Annotated in this window: 9 protein-coding genes; 2 read left to right on the top strand and 7 right to left on the bottom strand. The window is 60.1% G+C overall.

Annotation, left to right across the window (positions count from 1 at the left end):
* Positions 1 to 308 precede the first annotated feature (308 nt).
* Together G454_RS0105205 and G454_RS0105200 are read left to right on the top strand one after the other, a co-directional pair.
* On the top strand, positions 309 to 1184 hold the full coding sequence (locus tag G454_RS0105205; protein ID WP_027717749.1) for an HpcH/HpaI aldolase/citrate lyase family protein: 876 nt from the start codon (positions 309 to 311) through the stop codon (positions 1182 to 1184).
* 23 nt (positions 1185 to 1207) lie between these two features.
* The gene (locus G454_RS0105200) at positions 1208 to 1711 is read left to right on the top strand and encodes a hypothetical protein (RefSeq protein WP_027717748.1); all 504 of its coding nucleotides are present in this window, start codon (positions 1208 to 1210) and stop codon (positions 1709 to 1711) included.
* A 260-nt stretch (positions 1712 to 1971) separates the two neighbouring features.
* On the opposite strand, the gene G454_RS0105195 is transcribed toward G454_RS0105200, so the two are convergent.
* The 7 genes from G454_RS0105195 to G454_RS0105165 form a co-directional block, all read right to left on the bottom strand.
* On the bottom strand, positions 1972 to 3798 hold the full coding sequence (locus tag G454_RS0105195; protein WP_169719314.1) for a methyl-accepting chemotaxis protein: 1827 nt from the start codon (positions 3796 to 3798) through the stop codon (positions 1972 to 1974).
* A 63-nt stretch (positions 3799 to 3861) separates the two neighbouring features.
* Positions 3862 to 6021, bottom strand: coding sequence for an FAD-dependent oxidoreductase (locus tag G454_RS0105190; RefSeq protein ID WP_027717746.1), 2160 nt, complete (start codon positions 6019 to 6021; stop codon positions 3862 to 3864).
* Positions 6022 to 6060: 39 nt separating this feature from the next.
* The gene (locus G454_RS0105185) at positions 6061 to 6567 is read right to left on the bottom strand and encodes a 4Fe-4S dicluster domain-containing protein (RefSeq protein ID WP_027717745.1); all 507 of its coding nucleotides are present in this window, start codon (positions 6565 to 6567) and stop codon (positions 6061 to 6063) included.
* On the bottom strand, positions 6564 to 8678 hold the full coding sequence (locus G454_RS0105180; protein ID WP_027717744.1) for a molybdopterin-dependent oxidoreductase: 2115 nt from the start codon (positions 8676 to 8678) through the stop codon (positions 6564 to 6566). Before G454_RS0105180 ends, G454_RS0105185 begins: the two co-directional genes overlap by 4 nt.
* A 42-nt stretch (positions 8679 to 8720) precedes the next feature.
* Positions 8721 to 9251, bottom strand: a complete 531-nt coding sequence (locus G454_RS17840; RefSeq protein WP_156896670.1) for a hypothetical protein — start codon at positions 9249 to 9251, stop codon at positions 8721 to 8723.
* Between the two features lie 90 nt (positions 9252 to 9341).
* Positions 9342 to 10547, bottom strand: a complete 1206-nt coding sequence (locus tag G454_RS0105170) for a sulfite exporter TauE/SafE family protein (protein WP_027717743.1) — start codon at positions 10545 to 10547, stop codon at positions 9342 to 9344.
* Between the two features lie 266 nt (positions 10548 to 10813).
* Positions 10814 to 11482, bottom strand: a complete 669-nt coding sequence (locus tag G454_RS0105165; protein ID WP_027717742.1) for a Crp/Fnr family transcriptional regulator — start codon at positions 11480 to 11482, stop codon at positions 10814 to 10816.
* Between the last annotated feature and the right edge of the window lie 6 nt (positions 11483 to 11488).

Raw genomic sequence — 11488 nt, 5'->3', positions numbered from 1 at the left:
TAGGTTTGGCGGTTTAAATGTGCCCGGCTGGTGGTGTTCAAGGCTTCGGCCTGCTCCAGGGACCGGGAGCACGCCTGGCGGTAGGTGTCCAGCATGCGGGTCATCTTCTCCAGCTTGCCTTTGTTGGGAGGTAGAAGCTTTATTTTGAGGGTTACCGTCTGCATTTAACATCTCCTCTGGCCTGCTTAAATTTTAGCACGGCCGGAGAGAAAAACCAAGCCGCCATTCATCCCCCGATTAAAAATCGGGGCATTCTGGCGGGGCTTTTGTAAACCAGGGGACAAAAGGTTACGAGGTGGTGTTAAGGGATGTTTTTGCTGCGCACCCTCCTTTTCGTGCCGGCTGTTGACCGGCGCAAGGCGGAAAAGGCCTTTACCACGGAGGCCGATGCGGTCATCTTCGACCTGGAAGATGCGGTGGCCGAAAACCAGAAAGACGCGGCGCGCCGGGCAGTGCGGGAAATGCTGGCCGCCCTTAGCCCCACCCGGCCGGTTTTCGTGCGCGTCAACGGGCCGCAGTCCCCCCACATCCTGCGCGACCTGGAAGCGGTTGTGGACCTGCCGCTGGAAGGTCTGATGGTAGCCAAGGCAGAGTGTGGCGAGGACGTAGCCCGAGTGGACTGGTTGCTCTCCCTCCTGGAAAAAGAGCGCGGGTTACCCATGGGAAGGCTGGCGCTCATACCCTTTGTGGAAAGCGCCCGCGGGATTGCCAAAGCCCAGGAAATTGCCGCCGCTCCCCGAGTGGCGTGCCTGGCCTTCGGCGGAAACGACTACCTCGCGGACCTGGGGGTGGCCTACTCACCGGAAGGGGAAGAGATGGCTCACGCCCGCTGCCAGCTGGTGGTGGCCTCGCGGGCGGCAGGCATTGCCCCGCCGCTGGACACGGTCAACCCGGACTTTAAAAACATTCCCGCCCTGGTGGACGACGCCCGCCGCGCCCGCCGGCTGGGCTTCGGCGGCAAGCTGGTCATCCACCCCGCCCAGGTGGCCCCGGTAAATGAGGTCTTTACCCCCACGAGGGAAGAAATTGCCTGGGCCCGGGAGGCCGTCGAAGCCTTTGCCCGGGCCCAGGCCGCCGGCAGCGCCGTCATCCAGGTGAAGGGGAAAATGGTGGAGCTGCCCATTGCCCGCCGCGCAGAGCAGGTCCTGGCCGCCGCGCGTCGGCTGGGCCTGCTGGAAGAGTGATAGGCAAGGGGGGCGGATGAGTCATGCCCGAACACCAACTGCTAAGGGAAATCCTCGGTGAACTGAAAGTCCTGAACCAGCGTGTCGCCAGCCTTGACGATCGCCTCGCCGGCCTCGACGCGCGCATCAACGTTCTCGACGCGCGCGTTGCCGGCCTTGACATGCGCGTAGCCAACCTGGAAGAGCGTTTTAACAACCTTGACACGCGCCTCACCGGTCTCGAAGAACGCTTCAACAACCTCGAAGAGCGCTTCAACAACTTCGACATACGCCTCGCCGGCCTCGAAGAACGCTTCAACGACCTTGCAGCAGGGCAGGAACAACTCTGGCAGGCGCTGGCCAGAATTGAAAGCGAGCACGGCGAAAAGCTAGCGGCCCTCTGTGACGGCTTTAAACTTCGCGGCGACCAGCTTGAGGAGCTCAAGCGCCACCTGGATCACCGCCTTGACTCCATTGCCCTTGACCTGGCTTATCTTGTCAGCAAGGTCGCCAGCCATGAGGTCGCGCTAATTAAGCTGGTCAAGTAGAGCCGCACGGCGGTAAGCCCGAGCGTTACTGGTGAGGCGGTAAAAAATTGTGTCGGCCCCAAACCGGGCATAAGGACGAAGGGGCCTTTACCCCGGGGGCCGACTAGAGTGATCTTCAGCCTATAGGTCACAGCAGCCGAAAGCCAAAAAGCTGCGGTATGCCGAACAGTGCAGGAAATGCGCCCTTATGGGTCTACGCCCGCCGCGCGGAGCAGGTCCTGACCGTCGCGCACAGGCTGGGTTTGTTGGAAAGGGGGGGTCTAGTGGAGCTTAAAGCGGTTTATCCTTTCTTCCAGGGTTAAGGCCAGCTTGGCTAGTTCTTCGGCCACGCGGGTGACCTGTTCCATGGCCGCCGATTGCTCTTCAACTGTAGCGGCTACTTCCTGGCTGGCAGCGTTAATCTCGCTGGTGGTCTCGGCTATTCTTTCGACCTGGTTAACCAGGTCCTGGATGTGCCGCACGATATTCTTAAACCGGCTGCCGCTTTTCTCGGCCAGCCGGAGCCCTTCCCCAATGCCCGAAATGCTGTTTTCCATTTCCTTTATTGCGAGGTCCGTTTCTTCTCTTATTTCGCGGATGAAAGCCCCGATCTCCGCTGCTGCCCGGGCGGACTCCTCAGCCAGCTTGCGTACCTCATTGGCCACAACGGCAAAGCCCTTTCCTTGTTCCCCGGCGCGGGCCGCTTCAATGGAGGCGTTGAGCGAAAGAAGATTAGTCTGGCGGGCTATTTCCGTGATGACCTCCACAAAGCGCCCGATGTCCTGGGAACGCTGGCCCAGGCCGTGGACAACCCGGGAAAGACGACCAATTAAGGTATTAATTTTTTCCACCTGGGCAATTAAGTTGGCTACGGCCTCTTCCCCTTCTACCGCTCCTTGGGACGCATGGTGTGCAGCCTCTTTTAACTCATGAGTTCCCTGGCTTAAACCTTCGGCAATTTGCGCTAGGGCTCCAGCTACTCCAGTAGCTTGCCGTGTGCCGGAGGAAATTTGCCCCATGTGTGCAGATAACTTTTTGCTGGAAGCCGACAGGGCCACAGCAGCAGAAGCAACTTGATTAATTAAAGAGCGAATGCTTTCCAGCATTTTACAAAAACTTTCCGTTAAACGACCTACTTCATCCTTGGAGGAGCAGTGGGGAGAAACCGTAAGATCTCCTTCTCCAACCCTGGCCATTTCCTTTAAGAGATTGGAGAGGGGGTGCAAGAAGCGCTGCATTATTACGTATAAAACCGCGGTGGAAAAGAGAGCGGCCAGGAAAAAGAGCACCGCTATTTTAGTTACAGCACTGCGCATATCGGCCAGCACCTGCTGCCGGCTCACAACAGCTTTTACATACCCAACCGTAGCTCCCGTGAAATCCTTCAGCGGTATTAACTGTACGGCCAGTTGCCCGCCTTTTATGTACGCAAACTGCGCCTGACCCTTTTCCAAACAGGCCTCGAGCAGCTTTTCATCCACCGGGTAAGAATCCTCTTCCTGAGTTGCTGCCAGGAGGTCTTTCCTGTCCACCCAGGAGATGCCCCGCTCGCCACGGCGGTAAACAAAAAACTCTCCTCCTACCTGCTCCTTCCACCTGGCCAGCAGCTCGCTGTTAAACCCCAGCCCGTATTCCACGCTTCCCACGTGCTGGCCCTGATAAAAGACAGGTGCTACGGCCCGGAAACCAAAGCCGCCCCTTCCTTCTTCCAGGCCGCAGGTCAATTTCTTTTCCCTATTAGCCTCCACTACCGTAGCGCGAAATGAGGAAAGGTCATCCCCGTACTTTTCAGGCATGTGTAGCCGCAGAAAGGCTGTGGCAGGAGGCAGGTGGAACTGGAACTGCTCCACCCCCTCTCTTTTTACCTGCAGCCACACGGGCTCCGTCAAAGCCCTCAGCTTCTCCCTGTCGCGGGCAGCCAGAGCCTCCTGCACGGCAGGGTTACTGGCCACGCTCTCGATGCCCAGGCGAAGGCCCCGGTAGGTTTCCGTAAGGTGGGTTTCCACCAGATTTTGCACTGAACTAAGCCGTTTCCGTTCTTCCCGCATGATAATGCTTTTTACCTGCCAGTAGCCCAGAGCCAGCATAGCTGTAAAGGACAAAATCATTATGAAAAAAAGGGGGACAGCGAGGCGGCCCCTTATGCTGTTAAACATGGTGGCACCTCCGCTCTAAATGGCGCGGTGAATCACCCAGGCCCTGCGGGCACAGGCGGGGCAAGCACCCGCGGGGTAAACGGGCAGTACATTTTCTTTTAGCCGCTCTTTCAGGTAATCCAGGTGCCTTGCCGTGGCCAAAGGAGCGCCGCATACGCGGCACCGCACCAGCTCCAGGCGGCTTAAAAGGCAACCCGCCATGGCTAGCTCCCTGTAACCGCCCCTATCCTCCAGGGTAATAGCACCGGTGGGGCAGGCGGCTGCGCAGGTGCCGCAGCCAAGGCACTTCTCCCCTACCGCGCCAAACCCCGCTTCCCGGCGCGCAGGGTTTGCCAGGTGCCCCAGCTGCAGGGCGTCCGGCCCCACCGACCGGCAGCTTTCGGTGCACCGCCCGCAGGCCACGCAGAGGTCGCAGCGCAGGCAGCGCGCCGCCTCCAGGGCCGCCTCTTCCGGGGTCAGGCCGCGCATGTTTTCTTCAAAGCTCTTACTTTTCTCCGGCAGGTAAAGGACGGGGAAGTAGTCCTTACCGGGAAGGTCTCTTGTGGCGGGCGTGGCCGGGAAGAAAACCCCGGGTTTCCTTTTCACCGGGTACTTTATGGTTGCTGCGGGCCTCTTCCCGCGCAAAAAGGCGTCGATGGCCGCCGCCGCCCGCTTGCCCGCCGCCACGGCCAAAACAGCCGAAGCCGGGCCGGTCACCGCGTCGCCCCCGGCAAATACGCCCGGCCAGGAGGTTTCCATGGTGTCGGGGTTAACGGAAATGCAGCCGCCGGAAAGCTGCACGACCGGAGTACCGCCGCTACCGCCGAGAAAGCCCAGGTCCGGCTTTTGGCCGATGGCAAAAATAACCAGATCGGCCGGCAGCGCAAACTCCGAGCCCTCAAGCGGCACCGGCTTCCTGCGACCGCCGGCATCCGGCTCGCTCAAAACGTTCCTCACGCACACAAGGTGGCAGAGCATCTGCCCCTCCCCCACCGCGCCGGCGGGGGAAACCAGGTAATCAAAGATTACCCCTTCCCTTTCGGCTGCCTCGACCTCTTCGGCCAAGGCGGGCATCTCCCGGCGCGTGCGCCGGTAGAGGATCCTCACCTCAGCCGCCCCCAGGCGCACGGCAACCCTTGCCGCGTCTATGGCCACGTTGCCCCCGCCCACCACCACAACCTTTTTCCCGCCAAGGTCCGGCGTTCCCGTGCCCTCAAGGAAGCCTTGATTAACCCGGCGGAGAAAGCTCACCCCGTCCAGCACGTTTGCGTAGCGTGCATAGGCCGGGTCCGGCAGCGAACCCTTCCAGGCACCCGTTCCCAGAAAGACCGCGCTGTATCCCCCGGCAAAAAGCGCAGCTATTTCCTCTGCGCCACGTACGGGGGTTTTCAGCCTTATCTCCACTCCCAGATCCATAAGGCGGGAGATCTCATCCCAGAGCACCTCGCGCGGCAGGCGGTAGGGAGGGATGCCGTAAGCCAGCATGCCGCCCGGGTAGGGCATGGCTTCAAAAACGGTCACGCCGTAGCCGCGCCGGGCGAGGAAATAGGCGCAAGAGAGCCCCGCCGGGCCGGCGCCCACCACGGCCACCCGCTCTTTGTACTTTTTTTCGGCTTTCAGAGGCAAGACGCCCGCGCTCTCCCGCGCCCCGTCGTAGGCCAGCCTCTTTAAGGCACAAATGGGTAAAGCGTGGTCTACGGTTCCCCTGCGGCAGGCGCGCTGACAGGGATGCTCGCAGATACGCCCGAGAACCCCCGGAAAGGGGAGGTCTTCTAAAATTAAGCTGAGCGCTTCCCCGTACCTCTTTAAGCCCACCAGAGCTATAAAGTGAGGGATATCAATTCCCGCCGGGCAGGCCGCCTGGCAGGGGGCGGGTACCAGCCGGGGACAGGTACCCGCCACGCACAGGCGGTTATGCAGGTGCACAAGGAAGTCGTCCTCGTTTTGCGCAAGGAAAAGCACCAGCTCTTCTCCCGCCTGCCCTCCCTGGCCGCAGCGGCAGGCGGCGGCAATTTCGCCGGCCAGCTCTTTTAGCTGGAAGAAGGCGTGCTCCGGAGCTTTACCCTCTCTTATTTCTGCCAGCAATTCGCGAAAAAGCTCCAGGTAAAAGCGGCAGCGGCTGCACAGCTCTACACCCTGCAGGCGGCGCGCCACCACCTCTTCCGCCCCTTTGACCGCACAGCACTCTCCCCTCATACGGCCAGCATCCTTTCCTAAATTCCTAATTCCTAATTCCTAGGTGCGGGAAGCAAATATCTCCCGGGCGTAGCGCACCCTCCTGATGTCGGGCATGCGCTCGGCCCTCCCGAAACTAAGGGCACCCGTGGGGCAGGCGGCAACGCAGGCGGGCTTTAAGCCGGCGTCGAGGCGGTCCTTACAGTAGTCGCACTTCACCACCGCCCCTCTCTCGCTATCCCACTGGGGGGCTCCCCAGGGGCAGACCAGGATGCAGCCCTTGCACCCCACGCAGAGGGCCTGGTCCACAAAGACCACGCCGTCCTCCGGGCGACGCTGCATGGCCCCGGTAGGGCAGGCCGGCACGCACCAGGGCTCCTCGCAGTGGAAGCAGGCCATAAAAACAAAGGCGGCGCGAAGCTGGCTTGCCGGGCGCAACGGCCCTACCGTGATCACCTGGTTGGGCCGGGGGCCCACGGGCAGGCCTTTATGGACCTTGCACTGCACCTCGCAGGCATGGCAGGCAATGCATTTTTTTTCGTCGTGGTAGAGGTAATAGACGCTCATCGGCCTGTTCCCCTTTCTTCCTTAGAAATGGGCCTTACCGTTACCAGGACGTGCTGCAGGGCCGGGCTGCCGCCGACCATGTCGGTAATGTTCTCCTCCAGGGCGGTATCGCTGGCCCCCCTGCGGTAACATCTGGTCTGGGCCGGCACCCGGCGGCCAAAGCCGTGGAGCATGAAGACGGCCTCCGGATGGATGAGGTTGGTGACGTATGCCCGCGTGACCTCCCTGCCCCGGGAAGAGATTACTTCCACCATCTGGCCGTCCTTTATGCCCAGCTTTTCCGCCTGCCGGTCGTTAATCCAGATGACGTTCTCCGGCACCAGCTCGTTGAGCAGGGGGTTGTTCTGGGTGGAAACGTGGGTGTGCACGGCGCACCTGCCGATCATCAGCCGGAAGTAACCCTCAGGCGGCGGCGGCACCGGCTCGTACTTGGGGAAGGAAGGGAAGCCGTTTTTCTCCAGCAGGCTGGAAACAAACTCGATTTTGCCCGACGGGGTTTTAAGCTTTAAGCCGTCTTTGCGGTCCCAGAAAAGCGGTTTGTCGCTAAACTCCACGAACCCCTTTTCCTCAAAGTCACTTATGCTGATCCCGGTGCCGTTGAGCTGGTAGGCCCACAGGTCTTCCAGGGTCCGGTAGGGGAAGTAGTGGCCGATGCCCAGGCGCTCGGCCAGGAGCTTCATAATTTCCCAGCCCGGCTTGGTATCGTAGCGGGGCTCTACCGCCGGACGGCGCATGTACAGGGCCGGCTTTAAGCCGCTGGCTTCCTGGATGGAATCGCCCCTTTCAAGGTAAATGGACTCCGGCAGCACCACATCGGAAATCCAGGCCGTCTCGCTGAACTGGATGTCAATGGTCACCAGAAGGTCGAGCTTCATAAAAGCCTGGCGGTTGTACTCGTAGTCCGGGATGGAAAGCATGGGATCGAAGCGCCACACCAGCAGGGCTTTAACCGGGTAGGGATCCTCTTCCAGGATGGCCTTGGGCAGCATCTGCACCACCCCGTGGTTGGGGTCGGGCAGGGGAAACTCCGGCGTGCCTACTTTATCGCACCTGATGTCTTCCACCTCGGGCAGTTCCTGGTCGGTCAGCTTATTGAGTGGCTTCTTGCCTACATCTTTTAAGCCTTTTTTAAAGAAAAGTCCTCCAGGGGTCTCAATGCTGCCCATGAGGGCGTTGAGCATGATGATGGACCGGCGGAAGTAAGTCTCGTTAAGGTAGTGGGAGCAGCGGTAGCCGTAGTGGAAGACCACCGCGGGCCTGGCTTCGGCCACCTCCCGGGCCAGGCTCACAATCTCGTAGGCCGGAATACCCGTTTCCTTCTCCGCCCACTCCGGGGTGTACGGCTCCACAAACTCCCGCAACTCCTTTAACCCCAGCACCCAGCGCTCTACGAACTCCTTGTCGTAAAGGCCTTCTTCGAGGATCACGTGCATCAGGGCGTAGTTTAAGGCCAGGTCCGTGCCGGGCCGGATCATGAGGTAGCGGTGCGCCTTGGTGGCCGTAACCGTCACGCGGGGGTCGATGTAGGTGATCTTGGTGCCGTTTTCTACGGCCTTCATCAACTGCTTAACCTGCTTGAGCTCCAGGGATTCAAAGATGTTCCTCCCGTACAGGACCACGTGCCTGGCCCGGCCCAGGTCCACGCCCACCTGGGCATCGGTGTAGCCGGTGAGGGTTCTGAAGGCCGTGTTGAGGGAGCCTTTGCAGCAGGAATCGTGGGTAAAGTAGTTGGGCGAGCCCAGGGCCCGCACTAAGGTCTTGCTGATGTGGGAGTTCAGGTGGGCCCTTTCCGCCAGGGCAATGCTCCGCCCCCCGTACTTTTCCTTGATTTCCTTTAGCCTCTGCGCCACGTAGTCCAGGGCCTCGTCCCAGCTGACCTCCCGCCACTGCCCGGAGCCCCGGGGGCCCGACCTGATGAGGGGCTTCTTTAAGCGCTGGCTGTCGTTTAACAGCGCCACCCCGGCTGCCCCCTTGGGGCAAATGCTTCCCTCGATGCCGGCTGCATGGGGGTTCCCCTCAATGAGCTTGACCTCTCCGTTTTCCACCGTGACCTTTATGGGACACCTGACGGTGCACATCAGACAAATGCTGTACACGCTGTGTGCTGCCATATCCCCTTGCTTTCCCTCCCGCCTCATGATAAGCTTGCCGGTCTAATCGTAGCTGCTGAGCATCTCCTTTACGTGTCGGAAGTAAGGCAGCCGGTACATCACGCGGCCGAAAATCACCCGCGCCATTATATAACAGACGAGGAAAACAAACACATAATTTACCGCCCAGGGGGTGAAGGGAATGGGGAAAGGTATGCCGCCAAAGCGCCCCTGCATCCAGGCCAGGGCAAAGAAAACCGGCCAGAGGGAGGCGGCGGAAAGGCCGACGGCATTGAAGAAAGCCTTCCCAAAAGCTTCGTTGGCCTCTTTATTGCACGCCCTGTAGGCCTCCTCATTTCCCTCCGCCAGCGCCGCCATGGATAGCCGGTGCAGCTTTTCCAGCCGGGCGTTGATCCGGTCCAGGTGCTTTTTATTGGCCTTAAAGACCAGGGAAATGGTAAATTCCCCCACAACCACCGCCAGCAAGGCCACGAGAAAAGTCCCCAGGAAAAAGTCCACCACCGGCTCTCCCGTAATCCTGTAAAAGGCAATTAAAAACCGATCCAGCGCCGCCCAGAAACTCATTCCCCTCACCTGCCCTCACTCCAAGGAATGGCCAAAATCTTTTGCCGGGCTCCGGGAGCACCCGCGGAGCCCGGCGCACGCAAGTAAACCGCAAGACACCTACATGGGCACCCAGGCACGGCCAAAGAAGCCCTTGCTGAAGTAGCCCAGGCCTACATACAGGGCAAGAACCACAAAGATGCGCTTCAGCCAGATGTCGGGAATGTACTTCTGGGTGCGGGGGCCGATCATGGAGCCGATGAACACGCCCACCAGCTCCACGCCAATCATGCCCCAGTCCATGGCCGCGCCGGCAGCGGTAATGTAAGTGGTGATGCTGGTGAGCATGCTCACCAGAACGGCCATGGCCGAGGTACCGGCCACCACGAACATGGGCAGCCCGACAATGCTCGTCAGGTAGGGCACGTACAGGAAGCCGCCGCCCACGCCCAGGAAGGCGGAGATGGCCGCAATGACAATGCCGCCCACGAAAGCCCAGATGGGGTTGAACTTGAACTCCACGCCAAAGAAGGAAAACTTAATGCTGGTCAGGCCCCACTGGGTAACGGTGATGCCTTGGGCGGCCTCTTCCTTCTTTTCCTTCACGCTCTGCTCAAAAGCCTTGGCCGCTTCCCGGGCCGCCTTCTTGCTGGCCTGCCCCCGGGGAGTAGTTTCGTACAGCAGCACCCCGCCAACTACAAAAACGAAGAGACCGAACCAGCCCTGGTACTGGCTGAAAGTCACTTTGCCGCCGGTCAGGATGGGGATAGCCACCGCTCCCACGATGGAGCCAAGGCCCAAGGCGATACCCAGCGGCCAGGCCAGGCGCCTGGCCTTCAAGTAGTTGATGGTGCTCAGCAGCGCCGACAGGCCCACCAGCCACTGGTTGGAGGCCCGGATGCTGTCGGTGAGGAGCTTGTTCAGCTGCGGTGCCGTTTTCTTGAAGGCATTGACGTAGTTGCCCAACCCGTAAACGGTCATGTGACCCACACCGGCCATAATGCCGCCAAAGGCACCGACGGTGGAAAAAATCCAGCCCACCCAGATGGCCCACAGGAAGGCCAGGGGGTAGTTAATCTTGGGCGCACCGGGGATACCGAAAGCTCCCCTGGGCGCGTCGGGGTTGATATACCCCGGCTTGTCTCCCACAGGGGCTTTGGCAATGGCCTCGCCCAGCTTGCCCTTTAAACCCAGGTCGCTGCCCACCACTTTGGGGGCTTCCTTGGAGGCGGTTTGTGCCCCCACACCGCCGGCTCCCAGCGCCAGCACAACGAGAAGTAAAAAGGACATGATGAGAGCGATTTTGCCGAGAGACTTCCGCTTCACCAAACTCCTTCACCCTTTCTTTAAAAGTGTTTTCCGGCCCGCACGAAAGCTACCTTGAACTTTCCTCCTTCTCCCCTCCCCGCATAAAAGGTTAATCCTTAAGATAACTTAAACTTATCCATAAAAATTTAACCAAAGACCTCTGCCTTTTTAATGTCGCGCACGAGACAAAAAAGGTGTCTGCTTGCCGACAAAGCGCCTGCCGGCACGCAGACACCGCGTTGAAAACGGAAAAAACGTTTAGCCGGCCCGAAGAGCCGGCTGCTTCACATGATCCACCTGGCCAGTCTTTCCGGATCGATGATTTTAATAAACCTGCCCTCGTAAGCAATGCTTTTTTCCTGCTTGAAGGTATTAAGCAGGGTGGTCACCGTCTGGCGCGAGGCGCCGACCATGCTGGCCAGCTCCTCGTGGGTCAGCAGGAGGTCGATCTTGATGCCGTCCCTGGTCTTCACCCCGCAGCGCTCGCCCACCTTCAGCAACGTCAGGGCCAGGCGCCCCGGAGCCTGCCAGCAAACCATTTCCTGGATGATTTGCTCGGCCTCCCGCATGCGCGCCCCCAGGAGCTTGGCCACCTTTAAGGCCAGAAAGGGATGCGTGGCCAGGAGCTCCTCGAACTTGTTCTTGCGTACCACCACCAGGCTCACGTTGCTGATGGCCCCGGCAAAGCAGGTCCTCTCGCCGCCCCAGAGGGTTTCGGCCAGGCCCATTAGTTCCCCGGGGCTGCGGATGCTGCCCACGGTGACGCGGCGACCGTCGGCAGAGAGCCGGTAGATTTTTACCCAGCCGCTCTCGATAAGGTAGACCCGGTCGGCCATATCTCCCGCCGCGAAGATCACGTGGCCCTTGGGGTAATGCACCGTGGATCCTGCCTGCCTGATGAGCATTTTCTCTATGTCGTCCAGGGCCACCCTTTCCAGATGCGGCCTAAGCATAGGATA

Origin of the sequence: Desulfovirgula thermocuniculi DSM 16036 (genome assembly GCF_000429345.1) — a bacterium.
Taxonomy (GTDB): domain Bacteria; phylum Bacillota; class Desulfotomaculia; order Desulfotomaculales; family Desulfovirgulaceae; genus Desulfovirgula; species Desulfovirgula thermocuniculi.
Note: the sequence above shows the minus strand (reverse complement) of the source record. Positions and strands in the feature narration are given on the sequence as shown.